The organism is Curtobacterium sp. PsM8 (genome assembly GCF_030433875.1).
Taxonomy (GTDB): domain Bacteria; phylum Actinomycetota; class Actinomycetes; order Actinomycetales; family Microbacteriaceae; genus Curtobacterium.
Window position 1 is genome coordinate 32109 of sequence record NZ_JARUXD010000015.1, and the last position, 23889, is coordinate 55997.

Sequence of the window (23889 nt, forward strand, 5' to 3'; positions counted from 1 at the left end):
CCTGGCTACGAGTGTTAGCTTTTGGCTAACACTCGTAGCCAGGAGGCAACCATGCTCGAACACATCGAACGCGACGGCGGCACCATCGCCGTCGACGTCAGCGGCACCGGACCACTCGTCGTCCTCGCCCACGGCATGGGGGACAGCCGGCACTCGTACCGGTTCCTCGTGCCGGAACTCGTCGCCGCCGGGTACCGGGTCGCGAACGTCGACGTCCGCGGCTGCGGCGACTCGAGCACCGGGTGGGCCGGGTACTCCCGCACCGACATCGCCGGAGACCTCGTCGCCATCGTCCGACACCTCGGCGGCCCGGCCGTCGTCGTCGGGCAGTCAATCAGCGGCGGGGCCGCGACCATCGCCGCCGCCGACGCCCCGGACGTCATCACCGGCGTCGTCGAACTCGCCCCCTTCACCCGGGCGCAGTCGTTCGACCTCGGCGGGTTCCTCCGCAACCGGAACCACCACCGCTCCGGCACGGTCCAACTCCTCCGCGTCATGGCCGCCGGAAGCCTGCCCGGCTGGCTCGCCTACCTCGACCTCGCCGTCCCCACCAAGCCCGCCGACTGGGCCGTCGAACGCAGCCGCATCGAGGACGCACTGCGACGTCCCGGACGGATGGCGGTCCTCCAGGCCATGACCAAGACGACCCCCGCCGACGCCGGAGCCCGACTCGCCGACGTCCGCTGCCCCGTCCTCGTCGTCCAGGGTGGCGCCGACCCGGACTGGGCCGACCCCGCCGCCGAGGGCCGACGCATCCTCGCCGACCTGCCCACCGGACTCGGCGACCTCGCCGTCATCAACGGCGCCGGCCACTACCCGCACACCGAGACGCCCGCCGAGGTCCTGGCGCTCGTGCTGCCGTTCCTCGGCCGCACCCTCACCGCGACCACCACCGGCGGCGACCGTGCCTAGGGCCGGACTCGACGCAGCGGTCGTCACCGCGGCCGCCGCCGCCCTGGCCGACGAGAACGGCCTCGCGCAGCTGAGCATGAGCACCGTCGCGGACCGGCTCGGCGTGAAGCCGCCGTCCCTCTACAAACACGTGGCGGGCCTCCCGGACCTGACCCGGCGGATCGCCGCGCTCGCCGCCGCCGAGCTGACCGAGGAACTGGCCGACGCGACGCGCGGACACACCGGACGGGAGGCCCTGGTCGCCGCCGCGCGCACCGTCCGCCGGTACGTGCAACGGCACCCCGGCCGCTACGCGGCCACCACCGGCAGCCGGCCGGCGGACGCCGACGACCCGCTCGCCACGGCCCTCGACCGGTCGCTGTCGGCGTTCGTCACCGTCCTACGGGACTACGGACTGGACCCGGCCGACGAGGTGCACGCGCTCCGGATGCTCCGCAGCATGCTGCACGGGTTCGCCACGCTCGAGGTGTCCGGCGGGTTCCAGCTCGGCACCGACGTGGACGAGAGCTTCACGTGGATGATCGACTTCCTCGACCAGGGGCTGCGGGCGCGGGCGTCGGGCGGGGGCGACGCCGGCGTCCCACACCGCGGTGTCAGCGGTGCGCGACCGCCGCGGTGAGGGCGGCCTCGATGACGTCCACCGGATCGGGGAGTCGGGCGATGGCCGCCGCGAGCTCCCGGCTCCGCGCAGCGAACGTCGGTGACGTCAGCACCTCGGTGACCGCACGGCCGACGGCCTGGTCCCGGGGCGTGCCGGTCCGCAGATCGCGCCCGCAGCCGGCCCAGGCGACCCGGGCGGCGACCTCCGGCTTGTCCTCGGTCGAGCCCGCGACCACGAGGGGGACACCGTGGGCCAGGGCTCGCTGCACCCCGCCGAACCCGCCGTTCGTCACGACGACGTCGCACAGCGGCAGCAGGCGGTCGTAGGGCAGGTGGGTCGCCACTCGTGCGTTCCCGGGCAACGCGCCGCCGAACGCACGTTCCACCTCGTCGACCGGCCGTCCGCCGGTGCTCACGACGACCAGCACGTGTTCCGCGGCGAGGGCGCGCAGGGTGGGGACCACCAGTCGACCGAAGTCGACGTTGTCGATCGTGCCTTGCGTCACGTGCACGACGGGGCGGCCGAGGCGGAGGTCCGACCACCAGTCCGGCAGGTCCTCGGCGTGACGCGGGTCGTCGGTCGAACGCAACGGTCCGACGAAGTGCACCGAGGTGGGCAGCTCGCGCCGCGGGTACTCGAGTTCTGCCACACCCAGCTGGAACAGCTGGTCGAAGCACCGGTAGGCGAAGTCGAAGGTGTCGATCGGGGACGGCGGCGCGCCCACCTGCGCCAGCATCGTGTCGGCCGCGCGACGGAGCGGCTGGGTGAGCGCCGGTCGCAGCGCAGCGGTGAGCAGCCGGTTGCGCAGGGCGCCGATCGGTCCCCGTCCGGGCTGCAGGCCGGCGCCGAACGGAGCCGTGTCGACGCTCCCCATCGTCACCGGTGTCGTCCCCACGCCGAGGACGGGCAGGCGGTCCTCCGGCGGCAGGGCGAGGTAGGGCGCGAGGCCGGTGAAGGCCGCCTCGCCGAGGACCGCATCGAACCCGCCGCGGTCCAGCAGCGCACGCATCGCCCGGTACTGGCCCGGGATGACCCGGACGAAGACGGCGAGCATGCCCTCGCGGACACGGGCGATGCCACGGGCGCTGCCGGCGTCGGCGAGCACCTCCTCCAGGTGCCCGTCGTCGAAGTCGACGCTCGCGGGCAGCGGCACGTGTCGGATCCCAGCCGCCGTGACGAGGTCGCGGTACTTCGCGCCCGTCAGCATCGTGACCTCGTGTCCTCGGACGACGAGACCCCGTCCGACGGCGACGAGCGGTGCCAGGTGACCGTAGACGGGTGGGGCGCAGAGCAGGTACGACGACATGGTCCTCGGTCGGTTCAGGGGCGGGCGCAGGAGAGCGGCCGATGGCGTCGACCACCCCGCCGTCGTCGGGCAGGACGGCGTTCGACAGACGATCGTATGGCGGAGCCGCGGGTCGACTCCATGAGCATGACCACAGTCCCGGCGTCGCCCGCATGCGACCATCGAGTCATGGGGGAGACCATCGTGCTGCCGGCGCAGTCACCGCGGCGAACAGACTTCGAAGCGCTCGGATGGGCCGTCATCGCCCGCTCGTTCGGCGCCCAACTGGATGCGGAACGGATCGACGAGCAGCGGTTGCGGGCGCTCGTCGTCGGCGCTCCCGGATCGGTACGGGCTCTGGCGGCCGCGGACGTCGACGCCGTGCTCGCGCTCGACCGGGCGACGATCGGGGACTACCCGGGGAGCGTCGCGACACAGCACGAGCCGCTCGACCGGGCCGGTGCGACGCCGTCGGCCGCGCGCCGGGCGTTCGGCGCCTTCCGGACGGACGGCGGACTCGTCGCGATGACGTTCGTCAGCGTCGACGGAGCCGAGGCCGAGACGGACTTCACGGTCGTCGACCGGGCGGAACGTGGGCGTGGCCTCGGTGTCGCCGTGAAGGCCGCGTCGGTCCTCGAGCTGTCTGCGGCGGGTGTCACGCGCTTCCGGACCGGCGGGTCGGCGGACAACGCCGCGATCCAGCGGGCGAACGTCGCGCTCGGCTACGTCCGTGACGAGGAGTGGGTCACGCTCGGGCGGGTCGGGGGCTGACGGTCTGCACGGCGGGTCAGGGGCCCTGTCGTCCTGTTCGTCCTGCACACCGAGGAGTGTCCGGTCACGGCTCCGGCGTTACAAACTCGTCAGTGTCGAGCCGCCAGCGCCCACTCCGGCGCCGCCAGCAGTTCCTGCAGCTCGTTCACGAGTCGTGCCGTGTGGAACCCGTCCGCCGCCGCGTGGTGCACCTGGACCGCGACGGGCATCAGTGTCCGGTCCGCTGACTGGCGGTAGCGACCGAGCGTGATGATCGGGAGCAGGTGGTCCCACCCGTCCCCGATCTGCAGCGTGAACCCGGTGAACGACGCCCACGGGATGCTCGACACGTCGAAGGTGTTCGCCGGGGTGTCGGCCTGCGGGAAGAGCGTCGTCGCCGTGCGGTGGCGGTCGACGACCTCGGCCGCCTCGTCGTGGAAGGTCGCGAAGTCGTCCCGGTGCGGCGTCCAGACGCCCGCGAACGTCTCCCGCTCGGGGTTGAACACGGTGAAGGCCGGGTGCACGACGTCCCAGACCGCGGCAGCGCCGCTCGTATCGAGCGCCATCCGGAACTCCTGGTGCCGGTTCACGATCGTCGACAGGGCCCAGATGACCGCGATCGAGCTCTTCACCGCGGTTCCGCTGAGGGCCAACCGGAGTTCGGTGACATCGACGTCGATCGTCATCGCGTAGGTGCAGGGGACGCGGTCCCGGTAGTGCGCGAAGTGCTCACGCCGCGGCCAGGTGGACAGGTCGATCGGTCGAAGGGTCCCCATGGTCTCGAGCGTAGAGCCGTGGCGTCGTCAGGGGAGTGCGCGGACCAGGTCGTCCAGGGTGTCCAGTCGGAGGTCGGCCCGGCCGGCCTCGCCCCGCTCGGCGTGCACGTGCCCCCACGGTCCGCGACGGAGGAACGCGGTCCGCATCCCGGCCGCCTGCGCCGGCCGCACGTCGTTGTCCAGGCGGTCGCCGACGTACAGGACCTCGTCGGCCCGGTAGCCGGACGCCGCCACGACCCGGTCGAAGAACTCCGGCGACGGCTTCGCCACGCCCCAGGACGTCGACGACGCGATGAAGTCCGGCGCGCAACCGGCCGCTCGCAGCTGTTGCTCGACCCCGGCCGGCTGGTTCCCCGCGATGCCGACCAGGAGGCCGTGGGCTCGGACCGCCTCCAGCGTCGCGACCGCGTCCGGGTACAGGTCGACCGCCTCGATCGGCGGCACAACGGGCGGGTGCGGGACCCCGAGGATCCGCCACACCTCGCGGTGGTCCTCGCCCCGCTCGATCAGCGCGCCGAGGAGCGCCATCAGCGTGAACGGTGGGACGCCCGCGAGCTCGGCGGTGCGCCACCAGATCCGGGACTCGTCCACGAGCGTCTCGCCCACGTCGAAGACGACCGCCCGGAGGCCCGTGGGGACTCGTCCGTTCTGCACCCGCCGATCCTCGCACCCCGGCCGTGAGCGCACAGCCCGGTACGGTCGCTGACATGGCCGTCTCGTTCTCCGTCCGCCGAACCGTCGAGGACGACTGGCCGCTGGTGCGTGGCCTGCGGAGCGAGAACGCGGCCGACAACCCGATCTCCTACGGGGCGACCCTCGAGACGACGCTCGCGATGACGGAGGACGACTGGCGGCTCCGAGCCCGGCGTGGCCAGGCCGAGGACGCGACCAGCCTCGCTGCCGTCGAGACCGACACCGGCCGGTGGATCGGCATGATGAGCGCGCAGAGCAACGACGACGACGGACCCGACCCGGTCCTCACCGGCGTCTTCGTGTCCCCGGACCGCCGCGGGCGCGAGAACGGGGTGGCCGACGCACTGCTGGACGGCATCCTCCGGTGGGCGCACGGACGAGGTGCCACGCGCCTCCGGTTGTACGTGGACGAGCACGCCGAGCCAGCGCGACGCTTCTACACGCGGCACGGGTTCGTCCCGACCGGGCGGACACGGCCCATCGGGTTCACGGCGGGCGACACGCTCGAACTCGTCCGGGTGCTCGACGGGCGCCCGCGATGACCGTGATCCGTCTGGTCGAACCGGACGACAGCGCGGCGCTCGCCGACCTGCTCGTCCGCAACCGGGCGTTCCTCGCCCCGTGGAGTCCGATCCGCGCCGACGACCACGAGACCGTCGAGGGGCAACGGCGGGACATCGACCTGGCCCTGGAGCGCCACCGTCGCGGCGAGAGCGTACCGTTCGTGGTCCTCGACGCCGCCGGTGAGGTAGCCGGACGTCTGACGCTCAGCGGCATCGTGCGCGGTCCGTTCCGGTCGTGCGCGATGGGGTACTGGCTGTCAGAGGACCGCACCGGCCGCGGTCTCGCCACCCGGGCGGTCGCCGCCGCGCTCGGGCACGCGTTCGATGACCTCGGCCTGCACCGGGTCCAGGCGGAGACCCTCGTCCACAACACCGCGTCCCAGCAGGTCCTGGTCCGGAACGGCTTCCTCCAGTACGGGCTCGCTCCGCGGTACCTGGAGATCGCGGGCCGGTGGCAGGACCACCGCATGTTCCAGCGGCTGCGCGACGACCCTCCGGTGTCGTCCGGCCATTGACTTTCCGCAACGGCAAGTGATTGACTTGCCGACATGGAAAACGAATCGGCGCACGTCGACCACGAGGACCCGACCGACGCCCGACAGGCGCTCGCCGCGGTCGACGCGACCCGGGCCTCCGTCGCCGATCGTCTGGTGACCCCGTTGTGGTACCACCCCGTCCTCGGCCTGCTCAGCGGCGGGTACCTGGTCGGCTACGTGCTCGGCGACGCCCGCGTCCGCGTGGTCGTGCTCCTCGTCTTCTTCGCCGGGATCATCGCGCTGGTCTCGGCCTACCGACGACTCACCGGCGTGTGGGTCTCCGGGCTCCGCGCCGGGTCCGCGACGTGGTGGGCTGTGGCGGTGGGGGTCTTCGACCTGGTCGCGGTGCTCGCTGCCTTCGTCGTGCACGAGTCCACGGGCCTCCGGTGGCCGGTGTGGGTCCTGGCCGTGGTCGTCGCCCTGGCGATGGTCATGGCCGGCAGCCGGTTCGACCGTCGGCTCCGGTCGGAGTTGCGTCGCGGCCGGGTCCGGGTCTCGTGACCACCACGCCGACGACCGACCGGGGGAGCGGCGGGAGCGGGGCGTTCGACGAGGTCGTCCACGCGCCGAACCGTCTGCAGATCTGCGCGTTCCTCGAGCCGCTCGACCAGGCCGAGTTCTCGGTCGTGCGCGACGTGCTCGGCGCGAGCGACTCGGTGACGAGCAAGCACGTCAAGGTGCTGCAGGACGCCGGGTACCTGACGGTGCGCAAGCCGACCGGCAAGGGACGTGTCAAGACGTGGCTCGCACTCACCCCGGAGGGTCGCATCGCCTACCGCGGACACGTCGCGGCCCTGCGCGCACTGCTGGGCTGACGCCGGCCGGCCGGTCGAGACCGGCCGACGTCAGCCCGGCAGCACCGCGGGAACGGTCAGAACGGGACGCCGCAGACCAGCACCGCGTTCGCGAACGCCGTGGCCTCGCCGGTGCGGACGAACAGCCGTGCCTGGGCGGACATCGCCTTCAGCTCCTCGTGCGACACCGAACGGCGGTCCGGGAACCGGTCGCCGAGCCAGGTGTCGGCCTCGGTGCCTGCGGCCTCGGACGCCGCGATGCACTCCTGGAACACCGCGTCGCCGAGCAGTGCGCCGAGGACGTCGACGAACCGCGGGACGCCGTGCACGAGGGCGAGGTCGACGACCGGCACCCCGGGCGGGATCGGCAGTCCGCAGTCCGCGACGACGACCAGGTCCCCGTGCCCGAGTCGGCTCAGCCCGGCGTTCAGCTCGGCGTTGAGGATCCCGCTCTTCTTCACGCGCGGACCTCCGCGTCCTCGGTCTCGACCTGCGGCAGCTCGTCGTCGAGCGTCGGGTAGGACGGCTGCGTGCCGACGCCCTGCACGGCGAACGCACCGACGCGGACGGCCTGTCGAGCTGCCCCGAGCAGGGTGTCGCCCGCGGCCAGCCCGGCCGCCAGCGCGCCGACGAACGCGTCGCCGGCGCCCGAGGAGTCCACCGCGGTCACCCGGGGCGACGGCACGGCGACCACGACGGGCCGGGCGCCGGCGTCGTCGTGCTCTCCGTCGGAGACCAGCGCACCGCGTGCACCGAGCGTCACGACCACCGAACGGATGCCGAGCGACCGCAGTGCTCCGACCAGCGCTGCCTCGTCGGTCGGCACCGCTGAGCCGGGGACGAGCTGCGCGAGGACGAGGGCTGCCTCGTGCTCGTTGACGACGAGCGGGTCGGCCGCGAGCACGACCTGCCGTCCGACGGGCACCACGGGTGCCAGGTTGAGCAGGACCCGCCCGGTCGCCGCCGTGGCGGCGGCCGCGATGCCGTCTGCAGGGACCTCGCCTTGCAGGACGACCACGGCGGCCGACGCGACGGTGTCCGAGGCCGCGAGCACGGCCTCCGCACCGGTGGACGCGTTGGCCCCGGGGACCACGACGATCGTGTTCTCGCCGGTGCGGTCGACCGTCACGGTCGCGAGCCCGGTGGGGACGTCGACCGCGCGGACGTGCGTCACGTCGACGCCGCTGTCGGCCAGGAGGCTCGTGGCCACCTCCGCCGCACCGTCTCGTCCGACGCTCCCCACCATCACGGTCGGTGCACCCCGGCGGGCGGCCGCGACCGCCTGGTTCGCGCCCTTGCCGCCGGGCAGCAGGGCGAAGGAGGTCGCGACGAGCGTCTCACCCGGCGCGGGGTGGCGATCGACGGTCACGACCTGGTCGACGTTGAGCGAACCCACGACGACCACGGTTCCAGTGGGACGGCTCACTTGGTGAAGTCTCCGACGTTGCTCTTGGTCACCGACACGACGGGTACCTGGACGGTCTTGTCGGCCTTGCCGGAGACCGCCTTCACGGCCTGGTCGACCGCGAGGGCGCCGAGCTTGGCGGGCTGCTGGGCGACCGAGCTGCTCAGCGTGCCGTCCTCGATCGCCTTCAGGCCGTCGGCCTCGCCGTCGAAGCCGGCGACCTTGACGCTCGTGCCGGCCTTCGCACCGAGGGCCTTGATCGCACCGAGGGCCATCTCGTCGTTCTCGGCGAAGACGCCGACGACGTCGGGGTGAGCCTGCAGCAGGTTGGTGGTGACGTCGAGTGCGGTGGCGCGGTCGAAGTTCGCGGTCTGCTTGCCGACCACCGTGATGCCCGGGTAGGCCTTGATGCCCTCGGCGAAGCCCTTGCCGCGGTCACGGCTGGCGGAGGTGCCGGCCTGACCCTGCAGGACGAGGATCTCGCCCTTCTCGCCGATCGCCTTCGCCAGGTCGTCGGCGGCCTGCTTGCCACCGGCGACGTTGTCGCTCGCGATGAACGAGTCGACCGAGGCGTCGTTGACGGTGCGGTCGACAGCGACCACCGGGATCTTCGCCTTGTTCAGGGCGGTGACGCTCGGGCCGGCGGCGTCGGAGTCGACCGGGTTGACGATGACGGCCTTCGTGCTGCCGCTCGAGGCGGTCTGCAGCTGGTTGGCCTGCTGGGCGGAGTCGTTCTGCGCGTCGACGACGTCGAGGGTCACGCCCTGCTTCTTCGCCTCGGCCTTCGCGCCGTCGCGGACCTCGACGAAGAACGGGTTGTTGAGCGTGGAGAGGGCGAGCGTGATCTTCATGTCGCCAGCGCCTGAGGCGCCGGTGTTGCTCGTGCGGTTGCACCCGGCGGTGCCGAGGACGACCAGGCCGGCGACGACGCCGACGGTGGCGACCTTCTGGAAGGAGGAGAACTTCATCGTTGATTCCTTTGGGGGAGAGGGAGAGGGAGTGGGGAGAGGGGTGGGGGAGTGAGGAAGCTGTGGGGGACGCGCGTCAGCTGCTGCGCGTCTTGCGGCGGAGCACGTCGAAGCCGACGGCGACGGCGATCACCAGGCCGATGACGACCTGCTGCCAGAACGAGCTGACGTTGAGCAGGTTCAGCCCGTTGCGGATCACGACGAGGACGAGCGCACCGATGAAGGTGCCCGAGATCCGGCCGACACCACCGGCGAGTGAGGCGCCACCGATGACGACCGACGCGATCGCGTCGAGCTCGTAGCCGCTGGCAGCCTGCGGCTGCGCCGAGTCGAGGCGACCCGCCAGCAGCAGACCGGCGAGGGCGGCGAACAGCCCGGACAGGCCGAAGACGACGACGACGATGCGCTTGACCGGGAGGCCCGACAACCGTGCTGCCTCCGCGTTGCCGCCGACGGCGTACATGCTCCGACCGATCACGGTGCGGTTGAGGATGAACGACGCGATCAGGGCGGCGACCACGAGGACGATGATCGGCACCGGCACGGGGCCGATGTCCCCACCGAGGAACGACACCTGGGGCGAGGTCGGCACGGGCTTGCCGTCGGAGAGCACGAGCGTGAGACCACGGGCGACGCTGAGCATCGCCAGGGTCGCGATGAACGACGGCAGCTTGCCGTAGGCGCTCGCCAGACCGTTCACGACGCCGGTGACGAGCCCCGCGACGAGACCGCCGACCAGGGCGAGCCAGCCGGGTAGCCCTGCGGTCGCGAAGAACCACGCCGAGACCATCGCCGAGAGTGCCGCGACGGAGCCGACGGACAGGTCGATGCCGCCCGCGACGATGACGAACGTGACACCGAACGCGAGCACGGCCACGGTCGACACCTGGATGCCGATGTTGAGGATGTTGCGGCCGGTCAGGAAGTCCGGCGTCGCGATGAAGAGGGCGATGCAGAGCACGACGAGGCCGACGAGGGCGCCGTTGTTCGCCAGGAACTTCGTGAACGAGGAGGACCGGTTCGAGGCCTTCACAGTGGTCGATGACATGCGGCTTGTGCTTTCTGGTGGGTACTGCGCTGTACGCGGGGAGGGCGCGCGGCCGCGTCGGGCCGTGCGGGGGAGGAGTCGCTCGGGCGACCGGCGGCTCAGGCGGCGTCGGCCTCGGTGTCCGGGACGTCGCGGGCCGCCAGGGTCATCACGGCGTCCTCGGTGGCATCGGCGCCGTCGAGTTCGCCGGCGATCCGGCCGTCCCGCATCACGAGGATCCGGTCGCTCATGCCGAGCACCTCGGGCAGCTCGCTCGACACCATCACGACGGCGCCTCCGGCCGCGGTGATGGCGTTGACGAGTTCGTAGATCTCGACCTTCGCTCCCACGTCGACGCCGCGGGTGGGTTCGTCGAGCAGGAGCACGCTCGAGCCGGCCAGGATCCACCGCCCGAAGACGGCCTTCTGCTGGTTGCCGCCGGAGAGCGATCCGATCGGCTGCTCGATGTCGTGCATCCGGATCCGCAGTCGGGCGGCGACCTGTTCGGCACGCTGCTTCTGTCCGGCGAAGTCGACGAGTCCGCCCCGGGCGCTGGACGCGAGCGTGGCGTAGCCGAGGTTGTCGTTGACCGAGGCACCGAGCACCAGGCCCTGGCCCTTGCGGTCCTCCGGCACGTGGCCGATGCCGGCGCGGATCGCCCCGGCGACGCTGCCCTTGCCGAGCTGCCGCCCGCGGACCGTGACCGTGCCGCTGTCGTAGCCGTCCGCCCCGGCGATCGCCCGGACCAGTTCGGTCCGACCGGCGCCGACGAGTCCGGAGATGCCGACGATCTCGCCGGCGTGCACGTCGAAGGAGACGTCCTGGAACCGACCGGCCGCCGTGAGGTGCTCGACGCGCAGGACCGGGTCGGCGCGGTCCACGACGGCGCTGCCGGTCGGGTACTGCTCCTCGATGCTCCGGCCGACCATCAGACGGACGAGTTCGTCCTCCGGGGTCGACGCCGGGACCTCGGCGACGAAGTGTCCGTCGCGCAGCACGGCGACCGTGTCGCCGATCTCGGCGATCTCGTCGAGGTGGTGGCTGATGAACAGCATCCCCACGCCCCGGGCGCGCAGGTCGGCGACGACCCGGAACAGCGCCTCGGTCTCGTGGCGGGTGAGTGCTGCCGTGGGCTCGTCCAGGATCAGGATCCGCGCCTCCACACTGAGCGCCTTCGCGATCTCTACCAGCTGCTGTCGGGCGATGCCGAGCTCGCCGACGGGCGTGTCGACGTCGACGTCGAGCCCGATCACGGCGAGCGCGGCCTCGGCCTGACGACGGAGCGTCTTCCGGTCGACCAGCCCGAAGCGGGTCGGGATCCGGCCCATCATCACGTTCTCGGCGACGCTGAGCGTGCCGACCAGGTTGAGCTCCTGGTGGATCGTCGCGATGCCGAGCCGCTCCGCGGCGGTGACGGTCGGGAGGCTCACCTCGGCTCCGTCGACCAGGATCCGTCCGCCGTCGGGCTGGTGGATCCCCGACATCATCTTGATGAGGGTCGACTTGCCGGCACCGTTCTCGCCCAGGAGGACCTGGACCTTGCCGGCGTGGACGTCGACCGTGACGTCGGTGATGACCTGGACCGGACCGAACGACTTGCTGACGCGGTCGAGGGTCAGGAGCGGTGTCTGGGCCATGTCAGTTCTCCGGGTGCTGCTCTGCGGCGGGGCGCGACGATGCGGCCGGCCGGACGGGTCGGATGGGGGCGGCCGAGGAAGCGCGGACGATCAGTTCGCTCGGCAGACGGACGGACTCGGGACGGCCGCCGTCGATGACGTCGCGGAGGAGGTCCACGGCGACGCGGCCCATGTCCTCCACGCTGTGGGCGACGACGGAGAGTGCGGGCTCCAGCAGGGAGAACCACTCGATGTCGTCGAAGGCGACCAGTGCGATGTCCCGCCCCAGGCGCAGCCCGAGACGGTTCAGGATCGCGATCGCCCCGACGGCCATCAGGCTGTCCGCGGCGAAGATCGCGGTGGGCGGGTCGGCGAGCTGCAGCAGTGTGGTGACCCCGGCGGAACCCGACGCGGCCTGGAAGTCGCCGAAGACGATGAGGTCGGGGTCCTCGCTCAGCCCGGCTGCGGCGACGGCGTCCTGGTAGGCGGTGAAGCGCTCCCGGCCGGTCGAGACGCTCTGCGGGCCGGCGATGTAGCCGATGCGGGTGTGGCCGAGGGCGGCGAGGTGCTCGACGGTCTGGCAGATGCCGGTGCTGCTGTCCGTCGTCACGCTCGGCACGTCGAGGCCGGGGATCACGCGGTCCACGAAGACGGTCGGGACCTGACGGTCGACGAGCTGTTGCACGGTGCCGGTGTCGTTGCCCTGGGGCGCGACGATGACGCCGTCCACCCGACGGGCGATGAGCGTGTCGAGGTACCGGTTCTGCTGGTCGGCGCGCTCGTTCGCGTTGCCGAGGAGCGTGACGTAGCCCTCGGCCAGTGCCGCCTGCTCGATCGTGTGCGCGAGGTCGGCGAAGAACGGGTTGCGGACGTCGGAGACCAGCAGGCCGATGGTGTCCGACCGCGTGGAGCGCAGTGCGCGGGCCTGCAGGTTCGGCCGGAAGTCGAGGTCCTTCGCGGCCTGCTCGACCGCTCGGCGGGACTCTTCGCTGGTGGCGGCGTTGCCGGAGAGCACGCGGGAGGCCGTCGCTGCGGAGACGCCGGCGCGGGCGGCGACGTCCTTGATGGTGACGGTGTTCATCGGTGAGCACTCCGTTGGGCGAGTCATGGAATCGATTCCATGGAATCGATTCCATGACCATAGGGACCGTGCCCGGCGACTGTCAAGCGCTGCCGTCGACGGCCGTGCGCGTGTGCTCGGGCGGGGCTGTCGCCGTCGCGGAGGACTCGCGCGAGCGGGACGACGGCGCGCCCGAGCAGCGCCGGCCAGACGGCGGGCCAGATTGGCGCCAACCGACGCTGGAACGGGGAAGTGGAGGGGACGGCGGGGATCGCCGATCGGCGCAGTGCCAGCTCGGAGGTGAAGGGGATGGCGGGGATCGCGGATCGGTGCAGTGCCAGCCCGGATGCATAGTGACAGCCCGGATTTGGAGGGGATGACGGGAATCGAACCCGCGTAGCCAGTTTGGAAGACTGGGGCTCTACCATTGAGCTACATCCCCGCGCCTGCGCACGTGTCGCAGCCCCACCACCATACCGGACGATCGACACCGCCATGATCCTGCCGCCGCCGGACGAGTCGTCGCAGCGCACGATCAAGCGCTCCCGGGTGCTGTCCTACGTGCTGGTGGCCCTGGCCGCGGTGGTGTTCTCGCTCCGCCCGGACCTGTTCGGCGACCCGCAGACCCAGCCCTGGCACGCCCTGCTGCACGTGTGGCGCATCGTCGCCGGCCTGCTCCTCGGGGCGGCTGCCCTGGCGGTCCAGGTCGTCGTCGGGGTGCAGTGGCGACGGGGTCTGCGACGGGCCGCGGACGACTGACTTCCCACAACCGGGAGTCCTACCGGGGATCGTGCACCTGGAGCCCGCTAGACTCGTCGAGGTCGCTGGGCTGGACTCGTCCTGCCCGCGCGCTGAACGGCGCACGCGACGATCCTGGCCCTCGTACCGGGGCGTAGCTCAGCTTGGTAGAGCGCCCGCTTTGGGAGCGGGAGGTCGCAGGTTCAAATCCTGTCGCCCCGACCAGGTCACATCGAACGTCAACCAACAGGAGAACATCCCTTGGCCACCAGCACCGTCGACAAGGTGAGCGACACCCGCGTCAAGCTCACCGTGAACGTGACGCCGGACGATCTCAAGCCGAGCATCGACCACGCGTACAAGCACATCGCAGAGCAGATCAACATCCCCGGCTTCCGCAAGGGCAAGGTCCCGCCGGCGATCGTCGACCAGCGCGTCGGTCGTGGCGAGGTCCTGAACCACGCCGTCGGCGACGCCATCGACACCTTCTACCGCCAGGCGGTGGACGAGCAGGAACTGCGCATCCTCGGCCGTGCCGAGGCGGACGTCGCCGAGCTCCCGAACGTCAAGGACTTCTCCGGCGACCTCGTCCTCACCTTCGAGGTCGACGTCCGTCCGGAGTTCGACCTGCCCGACTACAGCTCGTTCGAGCTGACGGTCGACGCGGTCGAGGTCTCCGACGACGAGATCGACGAAGAGCTGCAGAACCTCCGCACGCGCTTCGGCACCCTCGTGACCGTGGACCGTCCGGCCACCTCGGGCGACTTCGCCCAGCTCGACCTGACCGCCACCATCGGTGACGACGAGGTCGACTCGGCCACCGGCGTCTCCTACGAGATCGGTTCGGGCGACCTGCTCGAGGGCATCGACGAGGCGCTCGAGTCCCTCACCGCCGGCGAGTCCACCACCTTCGAGTCGAAGCTCGTCGGTGGCGACCGCGAGGGCGAGACCGCCCAGATCGCCGTGACCGTCACCGCCGTCAAGGAGCGCGAGCTCCCCGAGGCCGACGACGAGTTCGCCCAGATCGCGAGCCAGTTCGACACGCTCGACGAGCTCAAGGCGGACCTCAAGGAGCAGATCGCCAAGTCGAAGACCTTCGGCCAGGGCGCTGCCGCTCGCGACAAGCTCGTCGAGCAGCTCCTCGAGTCGGTGGAGATCCCGATCTCCGAGAAGCTCATCGAGGACGAGGTGCACCGTCACCTCGAGCAGGAGAACCGTCTGGAGGACGACGAGCACCGCAAGGAGGTCGCCGAGTCCAGCGAGAAGGCCTTCCGCTCGCAGATCCTCCTCGACTCCATCGCCGAGAAGGAGCAGATCCAGGTCTCGCAGGAAGAGCTCACGCAGTACCTGATCCAGGCCGCTGCGCAGTACGGCATGGAGCCGGCCGAGTTCATCAAGGTCATCGACCAGAACGGCCAGATCCCCGGCATGGTCGGCGAGGTCGCTCGCTCGAAGGCCGTCGCCACCGTCCTGTCGAAGGTCACCGTGAAGGACACCGACGGCAAGCCGGTCGACCTCTCCGCGTTCACCGCGGGTGTCGCCGAGGACGCCGGCGACGAGTCGACCGACACGGACGACGAGTCGGCCGAGGCCGACGCGAAGTAGTCGCGACCATCCGCACGAACGGGAGGCACGGTGCCAGCTGGCACCGTGCCTCCCGTTCGTTCCACCGCACGTCCCGACCGCGTTCCCTGACCTGCTGACCGCCGACAGCGAACACACGCGACCACGTGCGTTGCAACCGATAAGTTCGACAACAAGCGACAACTGAACGGGAGCTTTTCCATGGCCGAAGCAACACTGAACCCCAGTGTTTTTGACCGCCTTCTGAGAGACCGGATCGTGTGGCTCGGCTCCGAGGTCCGCGACGACAACTCGAACGAGATCGCAGCCAAGCTGCTGCTGCTCGCCGCCGAGGACCCTGAGAAGGACATCTACCTCTACATCAACTCGCCCGGTGGCTCGATCACCGCCGGCATGGCGATCTACGACACGATGCAGTTCGTGCCGAACGACATCGTCACGGTGGGCATCGGCCTCGCCGCCTCGATGGGGCAGTTCCTGCTCTCGTCCGGCACGCCCGGCAAGCGCTACATCACGCCGAACGCCCGTGTGCTCCTGCACCAGCCGTCCGGTGGGTTCGGTGGCACCGCTGCCGACATCCAGACGCAGGCGAAGGTCATCCTCGACATGAAGCAGCGCATGGCGGAGCTGACTGCCGAGCAGACCGGCAAGTCCATCGAGCAGGTCCTCAAGGACAACGACCGCGACAACTGGTTCTCGGCGCAGGAAGCCCTGGAGTACGGCTTCGTCGACCACCTCCGCGCCTCGTCCGCCGAGGTCGTCGGTGGTGGCGGAACCGTCAACGACGGCGAGACGCAGACCCCTGCGGCCGAGCCCGACGCCCAGTCCTGATCACCACCGAAGAAAAGGAAACGAGAATGCATCTCCCCATGCTCGGTGGCGCGCAGAACGTCCCGGCCCCCTCTGATCGGTACATCCTCCCGAGCTTCGAAGAGCGCACGGCCTACGGCTACAAGCGTCAGGACCCGTACGCGAAGCTCTTCGAGGACCGCATCGTGTTCCTCGGCGTGCAGGTCGACGACGCGTCCGCGGACGACGTCATGGCCCAGCTGCTCGTGCTCGAGTCGATGGACCCCGACCGCGACATCGTGATGTACATCAACTCGCCCGGTGGCTCGTTCACCGCGATGACGGCGATCTACGACACGATGCAGTACATCCGTCCGCAGATCCAGACGGTCTGCCTCGGTCAGGCGGCCTCGGCCGCGTCGGTGCTCCTGGCCGGCGGCACGCCGGGCAAGCGCCTGGCGCTCCCGAACGCCCGTGTGCTCATCCACCAGCCTGCCGTCCAGCAGGGTGGTGGCCAGGCGTCCGACATCGAGATCCAGGCAGCGGAGATCCTCCGTATGCGCACCTGGCTCGAGGAGACGCTGTCGAAGCACTCGAACAAGACGCCGGCCGAGATCAACCACGACATCGAGCGCGACAAGATCATGTCCGCCCAGGAAGCCGTGGAGTACGGCCTGATCGACCAGGTCCTCACCAGCCGCAAGAACCTCCCCGCGCTCGTCAAGTAGCGCTCGGTACGACGACGGCCCCGCACCCCTTCGGTGCGGGGCCGTCGTCGTACCCGGGGTCGGTCGTCGTCACCGGGGTGAGTGGATCCGCTACGCCCGCATGCGTCTCGCCGAGTGGTCACGAACGGTCGCTCTCGCGAGGCCAGTCCGACGATTCGTGACCGCTCGGCGGAGGTGAGCGGGGTGTCTCGACCGGTCGGGACGACGCCGGCGGGCGTGGCGTGCCGGTCAGTCCTCGTCGGCGTCAGCGGCGGGCGCCGGGCGACGACGCACGAGCAACAGGACGGCGACGACCGCGGCCACGACGACGAGCCCGCCGGCACCGATCCACAGTGCGTCGGACGTCGTCGACGCCGAGGTGCCGGACTCCGTGCCCGTCGTGCTCGCCGCGGCGGTCGAACCGTTGCCCGCGGTGGCGCAGGTCGGCGGCTTCGTGGTGCCGGTGGCGGGGGAGAAGCCCGCCGGGGCCTTCCACGTGAAGTCGTACGAGTCCGAGACGGTGTGCCCGTCGGCCGAGATGATCTGCCACTCGGCCTGGTACTTGCCCGACTTCCCGAGCGCGGCCGCGGTGGACATCGTCGGGCCCTCGACGTCGACGCAGCCGTTCTCGAAGTACCGGCCGTCCGGACCCACGATGCGGAACGCGAACCCGGAGTCGGTGTCGCCGATGTCGAGCAGGCGGTCGTTCGTGGTGATCGCGAAGGTCTTCGGCAGTTCGGTCAGCGTGCTGTTCGACGCCGGGGTCGCGGCGATGACGTAGTTGTGCGCGCTGGCCGGGGCCGCGAGGCCGAGCACCGCACCACCCACGAGCGTGAGGGCGGCGAGCGTCCCGGCACCGAGCCTCCCGGCCCGGACCCGGCGGCGCGCCGCCGGATGCGTGCCCGGCCGCTCGCCCGTCGTCACTTGCTGCTGCCGCGTCGCCGCGTGGCGGCGACCGAGACGACCAGCGCGACGGCGCCCAGGAGCAGACCGCCGAGGCCGAGGAAGCGGCCGACCAGGTCCGGGTCCGCCGGGACGGAGGTGGACGCGCTGGAGGCCGTGGTCGCGGCGGCCTCGTCGGACTCGGTCGACGCGGTGGTGCCGTGCTCGTCGTCGCCGGCGGCGGCGGCGGTCAGCGTGATGGTCGGCGCGGGGTGCTCCGGCTCGGCCTGCCCGGCCTTGGTGGCCTGGTCCCACTCGGTGGAGCCCTTCTCGCAGGTCTGCGTGACGGGCATCGACACGGTGTCGCCGGCCTTGCCGTCGGGCAGGGAGAACGAGAGCGAGAAGGTGTCGCGCTCGTCGGCGGGGAGCGGGGTCTTCGCGGTGTAGGTGACGCTGGTGACGCGCTCGGCGGCGGCTTCGGCCTCGTCCTCGTCGGAACCGGCGGCGGAGCTCGGGGCCGTGTAGGGCTCGGTGGCCTTCGTGATGGTCCAGTTCGGGTTCACGGTCGGCGTGACCTCGATCACGGACTCGGGCACGTGGAACTGGAGCTTCGTGGTGGGGGAGCCGTCGCAGCCGTGCGGCACGGAGAACGTGACGGTGGTGTACGAGTTGACGGCGGTCGACGACGCTTCGGCCTCGACGTGGGCGCTGGCCGAGGCCGCGGTGCCGAGGACGATGGCGGCGGCGACGCCGAGGGTCACGACACCGCCGGTGGCGAGGCGCTTCTGCATGGTTCCTCCAGGAGCCGTTCTCTACAACTTGTAGAGAAACGCCCCTCACGCTACCAGGCCGACCACGCCCTGGGCGAACGCGGCCGGGGGTCCCCGACTGTGTCCCTGGTTGCGGTTAGGCTCGGTCCCACGACGACCTCGTGGACCGCACTGGCGGTGCACGTCGACCAGGGAAGGCCGAGAGCATGGCACGCATCGGAGAGAGCGCCGACCTCCTGAAGTGCTCCTTCTGTGGGAAGAGCCAGAAGCAGGTACAGCAGCTGATCGCCGGACCCGGCGTCTACATCTGTGACGAGTGCGTCGAGCTCTGCAACGAGATCATCGAAGAGCGCCTCGCCGAAGCGGGCGAGGACACCGGCAGCGGCGAGTTCGACCTGCCGAAGCCGCGCGAGATCTTCGACTTCCTGCAGGAGTACGTCATCGGCCAGGACCCGGCGAAGCGCGCACTCGCGGTCGCCGTCTACAACCACTACAAGCGGATCCGGGCGCAGGGGCAGATCACCGCCGCCGAGGACCGCGACGACGTCGAGATCGCCAAGTCGAACATCCTGCTCATCGGCCCGACCGGCTGTGGCAAGACGTACCTGGCGCAGACCCTGGCCAAGCGGCTGAACGTGCCGTTCGCCGTCGCGGACGCCACCGCCCTGACCGAGGCCGGGTACGTCGGCGAAGACGTCGAGAACATCCTGCTCAAGCTGATCCAGGCGGCCGACTACGACGTCAAGCGCGCCGAGACCGGCATCATCTACATCGACGAGGTCGACAAGATCGCGCGGAAGGCCGAGAACCCCTCGATCACCCGCGACGTCTCCGGCGAAGGCGTGCAGCAGGCGCTGCTCAAGATCCTCGAGGGCACGGTCGCCTCGGTGCCGCCGCAGGGCGGTCGGAAGCACCCGCACCAGGAGTTCATCCAGATCGACACGACGAACGTGCTGTTCATCGTCGCCGGGGCGTTCGCCGGGCTGGAAGAGATCGTCTCGTCGCGCGTCGGCAAGCACGGCATCGGCTTCGGTGCCCAGCTGCACAGCCCGACCGACCACCAGGACCTCTACTCCGAGGTCCTGCCGGAGGACCTGCACAAGTTCGGTCTGATCCCCGAGTTCATCGGTCGTCTGCCCGTCGTCACCACGGTGTCGAAGCTCGACCAGGCCGCGCTCATGCAGATCCTGACCGAGCCGAAGAACGCCCTGGTGCGCCAGTACCAGCGGATGTTCCAGATCGACGGCGTCGAGCTCGAGTTCGACCACGCGGCGCTCGAGGCGATCGCCGACCTGGCGGTCCTCCGCCAGACCGGTGCCCGCGGCCTCCGCGCGATCATGGAAGAGGTCCTCGGGCCGATCATGTTCGACGTCCCCTCGGACGACGACGTGGCCCGTGTGGTCGTCACCCGGGCGTCGGTGCTCGAGAACGCGGCGCCGACGATCGTGCCGCGGTCCGCACCGAAGCGCGTCGAGAAGTCCGCGTAGTCGGACGCACGGGGCGGGCCGGCACCGCGCCTCCCGTCCGTCCGCCGAGTTCGCGGAACACCGGTGTTCGTGCGTCACGCCGCGTCTTTCCGCGGCGCAACCGACGAACACCGGTGTTTCGTGGACTGGACTGGACCGGCCGGCCGCGCCGCTACTCGAGGCCGCGGCGCCGCAGGAGCGGGCCGACCTCGGCATCGCGGCCGCGGAACTCACGGTAGGCCTCGAGCGGGTCCTTCGCGCCACCGACGCCGAGCACCAGCCGCGCGAAGCGTCCACCGGCCTCGCGGGACAGTCCGCCGTGCTCGCGGAACCACTCCACGGTGTCGGCGTCGAGCACCTCGCTCCAGATGTACCCGTAGTAGCCGGCGTCGTACCCGCCGGAGAACGTGTGCGCGAAGTACGTCGACGAGTAGCGGGGCGGGACGGCCGGGGCGTCGATGCCGGAGGCGACCAGGGCCTCCCGTTCGAATGCCTCGACGTCGGTGACGGCAGCGGCCTCGGCGGCGGTGAGTCGGTGCCAGGCCTGGTCGAGCAGCGCGGCGGCGAGGTACTCGGTCGTGCCGAACCCCTCGTTGAACCCCTCGGAGTCGCTGAGCCCCAGGACGAGCTCGGGCGGCATCGACGCGCCGGTCTCGTGGTGCTTGGCGTAGTTCGCCAGGACCGACGGCCACGTGACCCACATCTCGTTCACCTGTGACGGGAACTCGACGAAGTCGCGCTCGACGTTCGTGCCGGAGAACCGCGGGTACGTCGTCCGGGCGATCAGCCCGTGCAGGGCGTGGCCGAACTCGTGGAACAGGGTCTCGACCTCGTCCTGCGTCAGCAGGGTGGGCGAGCCGGCCGCGGGCTTCGGCACGTTGAGGTTGTTCACGACGACGGGCAGTGTGCCGAGCAGGTGTGACTGCTCGACGACGGGGTTCATCCACGCCCCACCGCGCTTGCCGTCGCGCGTGTACAGGTCGAGCAGGTAGAGCCCGACCGGGGCGTCCTGCTCGTCGACGACCTCGAAGACGCGGACCTCGTCGTTGTAGCCGTGCAGGTCCGGGCGCTCGGTGAACCGCAGGCCGTAGAGGGCGCCCGCCGCGTGGAAGACGCCGTCGCGGAGGACCCGGTCCGCCTCCAGGTACGGGCGGAGCGCGCTGCTGTCCGCGGCGAACTGCGAACCGCGGAGGACCTCGGTGGCGTACGCCCAGTCCCACGACTCGACGTCGTGGCCGACGGTGCGGGCGCGTGCCTCGCGTTCGTCGCGGGCGTTCCCGACGGCGGCGGTGACCAGGGAGGACAGGAGGCCCGCCACGGCTTCCGGGGTGCCGGCCGTCTCGTCCGCGGTGACGACCGACGCGTGGTCGCGGAAGCCCAGCAGTTCGGCTCGCTCGGCGCGGAGGCGGACGATGCGCAGCAGGACGTCCCGGTTGTCGAAGGCGTTGCTGCGACGGCCGCGGGAGAGCGACGCCTCCATGATCCGCTGGCGCAGGCCACGGTCGGTGAGCGTCGCCAGCCACGGGTGTCCGGTGTAGAGCGGCAGGGTGGCGAGCCAGCCGTCGAGACCACGGTCGGCGGCGGCACCCGCGGCGGCGGACTTCGCGCCGTCGTCGAGGCCGGCGAGTTCGGACTCGTCGGTGACGTGCACCGCGGCGTCGTTGGTGTCCTCGAGCAGGTTCCGCTCGAAGGTCGTCGTGAGGGTCGACAGCTCCTGGTTGATCGCGGTCAGGCGCTCCTTGCCCGCGTCGTCGAGTCCGGCGCCGGCGAGGGTCATCTCGGTCAGCGTGCGTTCGGCCAGGTGGCGGTCCTCGTCGGAACGGCCCGGGGTCGCATCCAGCGCGTCGTGCACGGCGCGGACCCGGGCGAACAGGCGGCCGTCCAGGACGATGGCGTCCCGGTGGGCGGCGAGGAGCGGGGAGAGCTCGGCCTCGAGGTCACGGAGCTCGTCGGTGGAGTCGGCCGAGGTGACGGTGGAGAAGACCATCTCGACGCGCTGCAGCAGCTGCCCGGCACGCTCGAGCGCGACCAGGGTGTTCTCGAAGGTCGGCGGTTCCGGGTCGGTGGCGATCGCCTCGACCTCCGCGCGGTGTTCGGCCATGCCCGCGTCGAAGGCCGGCCGGTAGTGCTCGGTCCGGACGTCGTCGAACGGGGGGAGGGCGTAGGGGAGGGTGCTCGGTCCATCGAACGGAGTGGCCATCGCCCCAACCTAGCGATGCGGGCGGCGGGTGGGTGACCGGACCGGCAGCGGGCGGATGCTGGGCGGCGGGCCCGTCGGGCGCCGGGTCCGCCGGCCTCAGTGCGTCGCGGCGTCGATCAGCACCGCAGCCGCCCGGCGGGCGTGCACGGCCGCCTCGGTCGTCCCCGCGATGGCAGCGGTGGTCTGGGCGCCCTCGGCCAGCAGCGCGAGCTGTGCTGCGAGCTCCTCCGCCCGGTCGGTGTCCGGGATGGCCTGCGCGGTGATCCCGGCGACGAAGCGCTGGAACGAGTCCTTGTGCGCGCGGGCGATCTCGGCGATGGCGGGGGAGGTCGCGCCGAGCTCCCCGAACGCGTTGATGAAGCCGCAGCCGCGGAAGGTCTCGTCCCCGAACCAGGACTCGAGGAAGTCGTAGACGGCGAGCAGTTGCGCACGGGGGCCGTCGGCGGCGTCGACCGCGGCCCGGATGCCCTGCTCCCAGAAGTCGTGACGGCCGGCGAGGACGGCGGCGATGAGCTGCTCCTTGCCGGGGAACGCGGCGTAGAGCTTCTTCAGCGAGACGCCGGCGGTGGAGCGGATCTCGTCCATGCCGACCGCCTGGATGCCGCGCGTGTAGAAGAGCGTGTCCGCGGTCTCGACGATCCGTGCTGCCGTCTCGGGTTCGACCGTGCTCGTCGCCATGTCCATGCTCCGTCCACTCGGTGTCCACGACGACGGGGTTGCGTCGGGAACGATCGTTCTCTAGTGTAGGCGACACCGCCGGAGAACGACCGTTCTCTGGACGGCCTCAGTGCACTTCACCAGGAGGAACACCATGGGATCCATCACCGTCGGGACCGAGAACAGCGTCGACATCGCGCTCCACTACGAGGACAAGGGCCAGGGTCAGCCCGTCGTCCTGATCCACGGCTTCCCCCTGGACGGCAACTCGTGGGAGGGCCAGGTGCCCCCGCTCCTCGACGCCGGGTACCGCGTCATCACCTACGACCGCCGCGGTTTCGGTCAGTCGTCGCAGCCCTCGACCGGCTACGACTACGACACCTTCGCCGACGACCTGCACACCGTCCTGACGACCCTCGACCTGCACGACGTGGTCCTGGTCGGCTTCTCGATGGGCACCGGCGAGATCGCCCGCTACATCGGTCGCCACGGTCAGGACCGGATCGCCAAGGTCGCGTTCCTGGCCTCGCTCGAGCCGTACCTGGCCGTCACCGACGACAACCCCGACGGTGCCGCCCCGATGTCCTTCTTCGAGGGTGTCTCCGCCGACGTCGCGAAGGACCGCTACGCGTACTTCACGTCCTTCTACGAGGGCTTCTTCAACCTCGACGAGAACCTCGGCAGCCGGATCTCCGAGGAGCAGGTGCGGAACGCCTGGAACGTCGCTGCCGGCTCCGGTGCGATCGCGTCCGTCGCCGCTCCGCTGACCTGGCCGACGGACTTCCGTCAGGACATCCCGAAGGTCACCGTGCCCGCGCTCATCGTGCACGGCACCGCGGACAACGTCCTGCCCATCGAGGCCACCGGGCGTCGCTTCACGAAGGCCCTGCCCGCCGCCCGCTACGTCGAGATCGAGGGCGCCCCTCACGGCCTCCTCACCACACACACCGCCGAGGTCAACGCGGTGCTGCTCTCCTGGCTCGCCGAGTCCTGATCCCTCGGCGATCCCGGTCCGGCGTCCGCGCCTGACCGGCTCCGGAACCGGCCTGGTGCCGCGGTGGTCCCGCGACGCCAGGCCGGTTCCGTTCGTGGATCTCCGGACGGGAGGCC

General features: G+C 71.0%; 26 protein-coding genes and 2 tRNA genes. 14 read left to right on the plus strand and 14 right to left on the minus strand.

From position 1 onward, the window contains the following. Window positions 1-51 precede the first annotated feature (51 nt). Window positions 52-912: an alpha/beta fold hydrolase gene (locus tag QCD68_RS05415; RefSeq protein ID WP_301222312.1), complete on the plus strand. Its 861-nt coding sequence runs from the start codon at window positions 52-54 to the stop codon at window positions 910-912. Then, window positions 905-1531, plus strand: coding sequence for a TetR-like C-terminal domain-containing protein (locus tag QCD68_RS05420; RefSeq protein WP_301222313.1), 627 nt, complete (start codon window positions 905-907; stop codon window positions 1529-1531). The genes QCD68_RS05415 and QCD68_RS05420 overlap by 8 nt, the downstream gene beginning before the upstream one ends. Here QCD68_RS05420 and QCD68_RS05425 read toward each other — a convergent pair. Beyond that, window positions 1506-2819, minus strand: a complete 1314-nt coding sequence (locus QCD68_RS05425; protein ID WP_301222314.1) for a nucleotide disphospho-sugar-binding domain-containing protein — start codon at window positions 2817-2819, stop codon at window positions 1506-1508. The two genes, QCD68_RS05420 and QCD68_RS05425, sit on opposite strands and share 26 nt — an antisense overlap. 168 nt (window positions 2820-2987) lie before the next feature. Between QCD68_RS05425 and QCD68_RS05430 the strand changes: the two genes are divergently transcribed. Continuing rightward, window positions 2988-3569, plus strand: coding sequence for an acetyltransferase (locus QCD68_RS05430; protein ID WP_301222315.1), 582 nt, complete (start codon window positions 2988-2990; stop codon window positions 3567-3569). 89 nt (window positions 3570-3658) lie between these two features. Here QCD68_RS05430 and catA read toward each other — a convergent pair whose 3' ends face one another. After that, window positions 3659-4324, minus strand: a complete 666-nt coding sequence (gene catA / locus QCD68_RS05435; RefSeq protein WP_301222316.1) for a type A chloramphenicol O-acetyltransferase — start codon at window positions 4322-4324, stop codon at window positions 3659-3661. A gap of 27 nt (window positions 4325-4351) precedes the next feature. Continuing rightward, a complete protein-coding gene (locus tag QCD68_RS05440; protein WP_301222317.1) occupies window positions 4352-4978 on the minus strand; it encodes an HAD family hydrolase in 627 nt (208 codons plus the stop codon). Between the two features lie 53 nt (window positions 4979-5031). On the opposite strand from QCD68_RS05440, the gene QCD68_RS05445 reads away from it, so the two are divergent. From QCD68_RS05445 to QCD68_RS05460, 4 genes are read left to right on the plus strand one after another with little or no spacing between them, the layout of a single operon-like run. Continuing rightward, window positions 5032-5559: a GNAT family N-acetyltransferase gene (locus QCD68_RS05445; protein ID WP_301222318.1), complete on the plus strand. Its 528-nt coding sequence runs from the start codon at window positions 5032-5034 to the stop codon at window positions 5557-5559. Then, window positions 5556-6095 carry a GNAT family N-acetyltransferase gene (locus tag QCD68_RS05450; protein WP_301222319.1) on the plus strand — a complete coding sequence of 180 codons (540 nt, stop codon included), beginning with the start codon at window positions 5556-5558 and terminating at the stop codon, window positions 6093-6095. Before QCD68_RS05445 ends, QCD68_RS05450 begins: the two co-directional genes overlap by 4 nt. A 33-nt stretch (window positions 6096-6128) precedes the next feature. Then, complete coding sequence (locus QCD68_RS05455; protein ID WP_301222320.1) at window positions 6129-6617, plus strand: hypothetical protein; 489 nt, start codon at window positions 6129-6131, stop codon at window positions 6615-6617. Next, window positions 6614-6931, plus strand: coding sequence for a transcriptional regulator (locus QCD68_RS05460; RefSeq protein WP_301222321.1), 318 nt, complete (start codon window positions 6614-6616; stop codon window positions 6929-6931). Before QCD68_RS05455 ends, QCD68_RS05460 begins: the two co-directional genes overlap by 4 nt. Window positions 6932-6987: 56 nt before the next feature. Here the strand turns inward: QCD68_RS05460 and rbsD are convergent, their stop codons facing one another. The 7 genes from rbsD to QCD68_RS05495 form a co-directional block, all read right to left on the minus strand. After that, window positions 6988-7371, minus strand: coding sequence for a D-ribose pyranase (gene rbsD / locus QCD68_RS05465; protein WP_301222322.1), 384 nt, complete (start codon window positions 7369-7371; stop codon window positions 6988-6990). After that, window positions 7368-8336, minus strand: coding sequence for a ribokinase (locus QCD68_RS05470; RefSeq protein WP_301222323.1), 969 nt, complete (start codon window positions 8334-8336; stop codon window positions 7368-7370). The genes rbsD and QCD68_RS05470 overlap by 4 nt, the downstream gene beginning before the upstream one ends. Continuing rightward, complete coding sequence (locus tag QCD68_RS05475; protein ID WP_221850672.1) at window positions 8333-9283, minus strand: substrate-binding domain-containing protein; 951 nt, start codon at window positions 9281-9283, stop codon at window positions 8333-8335. The genes QCD68_RS05470 and QCD68_RS05475 overlap by 4 nt, the downstream gene beginning before the upstream one ends. Window positions 9284-9359: 76 nt before the next feature. After that, a complete protein-coding gene (locus QCD68_RS05480) occupies window positions 9360-10331 on the minus strand; it encodes an ABC transporter permease (protein ID WP_301222324.1) in 972 nt (323 codons plus the stop codon). Window positions 10332-10429: 98 nt separating this feature from the next. After that, complete coding sequence (locus QCD68_RS05485; RefSeq protein ID WP_301222325.1) at window positions 10430-11947, minus strand: sugar ABC transporter ATP-binding protein; 1518 nt, start codon at window positions 11945-11947, stop codon at window positions 10430-10432. A 1-nt stretch (window position 11948) separates the two neighbouring features. Then, window positions 11949-13007, minus strand: a complete 1059-nt coding sequence (locus tag QCD68_RS05490) for a LacI family DNA-binding transcriptional regulator (protein WP_301222326.1) — start codon at window positions 13005-13007, stop codon at window positions 11949-11951. Window positions 13008-13354: 347 nt separating this feature from the next. Continuing rightward, window positions 13355-13428: transfer RNA gene (locus QCD68_RS05495), tRNA-Gly, on the minus strand. 53 nt (window positions 13429-13481) lie between these two features. On the opposite strand from QCD68_RS05495, the gene QCD68_RS05500 reads away from it, so the two are divergent. The 5 genes from QCD68_RS05500 to QCD68_RS05520 all read left to right on the plus strand — a co-directional run bounded on the left by QCD68_RS05500 (window position 13482) and on the right by QCD68_RS05520 (window position 16825). Further along, a complete protein-coding gene (locus QCD68_RS05500; protein ID WP_301222327.1) occupies window positions 13482-13745 on the plus strand; it encodes a hypothetical protein in 264 nt (87 codons plus the stop codon). 127 nt (window positions 13746-13872) lie between these two features. Further along, a tRNA-Pro gene (locus tag QCD68_RS05505) sits at window positions 13873-13949 on the plus strand. Between the two features lie 36 nt (window positions 13950-13985). Continuing rightward, window positions 13986-15329 (plus strand): trigger factor, encoded by a 1344-nt coding sequence (gene tig, locus QCD68_RS05510; protein ID WP_301222328.1) that lies wholly within the window; start codon window positions 13986-13988, stop codon window positions 15327-15329. 180 nt (window positions 15330-15509) lie between these two features. Then, window positions 15510-16139: an ATP-dependent Clp protease proteolytic subunit gene (locus QCD68_RS05515; protein ID WP_111075986.1), complete on the plus strand. Its 630-nt coding sequence runs from the start codon at window positions 15510-15512 to the stop codon at window positions 16137-16139. 26 nt (window positions 16140-16165) lie between these two features. Then, complete coding sequence (locus QCD68_RS05520; protein ID WP_111075987.1) at window positions 16166-16825, plus strand: ATP-dependent Clp protease proteolytic subunit; 660 nt, start codon at window positions 16166-16168, stop codon at window positions 16823-16825. A gap of 228 nt (window positions 16826-17053) precedes the next feature. On the opposite strand, the gene QCD68_RS05525 is transcribed toward QCD68_RS05520, so the two are convergent. Together QCD68_RS05525 and QCD68_RS05530 are read right to left on the minus strand one after the other, a co-directional pair. Beyond that, entirely contained in the window at window positions 17054-17728 is a 675-nt protein-coding gene (locus QCD68_RS05525; RefSeq protein WP_301222329.1) for a copper resistance CopC family protein, read from the minus strand. Beyond that, entirely contained in the window at window positions 17725-18477 is a 753-nt protein-coding gene (locus QCD68_RS05530; RefSeq protein ID WP_301222330.1) for a YcnI family copper-binding membrane protein, read from the minus strand. Before QCD68_RS05530 ends, QCD68_RS05525 begins: the two co-directional genes overlap by 4 nt. A gap of 185 nt (window positions 18478-18662) precedes the next feature. On the opposite strand from QCD68_RS05530, the gene clpX reads away from it, so the two are divergent. After that, a complete protein-coding gene (gene clpX, locus QCD68_RS05535) occupies window positions 18663-19943 on the plus strand; it encodes an ATP-dependent Clp protease ATP-binding subunit ClpX (protein WP_110903996.1) in 1281 nt (426 codons plus the stop codon). 151 nt (window positions 19944-20094) lie between these two features. Here the strand turns inward: clpX and QCD68_RS05540 are convergent, their stop codons facing one another. Together QCD68_RS05540 and QCD68_RS05545 are read right to left on the minus strand one after the other, a co-directional pair. Beyond that, window positions 20095-22122: a M3 family metallopeptidase gene (locus QCD68_RS05540; RefSeq protein ID WP_301222331.1), complete on the minus strand. Its 2028-nt coding sequence runs from the start codon at window positions 22120-22122 to the stop codon at window positions 20095-20097. A 96-nt stretch (window positions 22123-22218) separates the two neighbouring features. Continuing rightward, window positions 22219-22800 (minus strand): TetR/AcrR family transcriptional regulator, encoded by a 582-nt coding sequence (locus QCD68_RS05545; RefSeq protein WP_301222332.1) that lies wholly within the window; start codon window positions 22798-22800, stop codon window positions 22219-22221. Window positions 22801-22933: 133 nt separating this feature from the next. Between QCD68_RS05545 and QCD68_RS05550 the strand changes: the two genes are divergently transcribed. Next, the gene (locus QCD68_RS05550) at window positions 22934-23773 is read left to right on the plus strand and encodes an alpha/beta fold hydrolase (RefSeq protein ID WP_301222333.1); all 840 of its coding nucleotides are present in this window, start codon (window positions 22934-22936) and stop codon (window positions 23771-23773) included. Window positions 23774-23889 lie beyond the last annotated feature (116 nt).

What these genes read in the sequence shown, in the direction of transcription:
- QCD68_RS05415 (WP_301222312.1), top strand. Translation starts at nt 52, where the DNA reads ATGCTCGAACACATCGAACGCGACGGCGGCACCATCGCCGTCGACGTC.
- QCD68_RS05425 (WP_301222314.1), bottom strand. Translation starts at nt 2,819, where the DNA reads ATGTCGTCGTACCTGCTCTGCGCCCCACCCGTCTACGGTCACCTGGCA.
- QCD68_RS05430 (WP_301222315.1), top strand. Translation starts at nt 2,988, where the DNA reads ATGGGGGAGACCATCGTGCTGCCGGCGCAGTCACCGCGGCGAACAGAC.
- catA (WP_301222316.1), bottom strand. Translation starts at nt 4,324, where the DNA reads ATGGGGACCCTTCGACCGATCGACCTGTCCACCTGGCCGCGGCGTGAG.
- QCD68_RS05445 (WP_301222318.1), top strand. Translation starts at nt 5,032, where the DNA reads ATGGCCGTCTCGTTCTCCGTCCGCCGAACCGTCGAGGACGACTGGCCG.
- QCD68_RS05450 (WP_301222319.1), top strand. Translation starts at nt 5,556, where the DNA reads ATGACCGTGATCCGTCTGGTCGAACCGGACGACAGCGCGGCGCTCGCC.
- QCD68_RS05455 (WP_301222320.1), top strand. Translation starts at nt 6,129, where the DNA reads ATGGAAAACGAATCGGCGCACGTCGACCACGAGGACCCGACCGACGCC.
- QCD68_RS05475 (WP_221850672.1), bottom strand. Translation starts at nt 9,283, where the DNA reads ATGAAGTTCTCCTCCTTCCAGAAGGTCGCCACCGTCGGCGTCGTCGCC.
- QCD68_RS05480 (WP_301222324.1), bottom strand. Translation starts at nt 10,331, where the DNA reads ATGTCATCGACCACTGTGAAGGCCTCGAACCGGTCCTCCTCGTTCACG.
- QCD68_RS05485 (WP_301222325.1), bottom strand. Translation starts at nt 11,947, where the DNA reads ATGGCCCAGACACCGCTCCTGACCCTCGACCGCGTCAGCAAGTCGTTC.
- QCD68_RS05490 (WP_301222326.1), bottom strand. Translation starts at nt 13,007, where the DNA reads ATGAACACCGTCACCATCAAGGACGTCGCCGCCCGCGCCGGCGTCTCC.
- QCD68_RS05500 (WP_301222327.1), top strand. Translation starts at nt 13,482, where the DNA reads ATGATCCTGCCGCCGCCGGACGAGTCGTCGCAGCGCACGATCAAGCGC.
- QCD68_RS05515 (WP_111075986.1), top strand. Translation starts at nt 15,510, where the DNA reads ATGGCCGAAGCAACACTGAACCCCAGTGTTTTTGACCGCCTTCTGAGA.
- QCD68_RS05520 (WP_111075987.1), top strand. Translation starts at nt 16,166, where the DNA reads ATGCATCTCCCCATGCTCGGTGGCGCGCAGAACGTCCCGGCCCCCTCT.
- QCD68_RS05530 (WP_301222330.1), bottom strand. Translation starts at nt 18,477, where the DNA reads ATGCAGAAGCGCCTCGCCACCGGCGGTGTCGTGACCCTCGGCGTCGCC.
- clpX (WP_110903996.1), top strand. Translation starts at nt 18,663, where the DNA reads ATGGCACGCATCGGAGAGAGCGCCGACCTCCTGAAGTGCTCCTTCTGT.
- QCD68_RS05540 (WP_301222331.1), bottom strand. Translation starts at nt 22,122, where the DNA reads ATGGCCACTCCGTTCGATGGACCGAGCACCCTCCCCTACGCCCTCCCC.
- QCD68_RS05545 (WP_301222332.1), bottom strand. Translation starts at nt 22,800, where the DNA reads ATGGCGACGAGCACGGTCGAACCCGAGACGGCAGCACGGATCGTCGAG.
- QCD68_RS05550 (WP_301222333.1), top strand. Translation starts at nt 22,934, where the DNA reads ATGGGATCCATCACCGTCGGGACCGAGAACAGCGTCGACATCGCGCTC.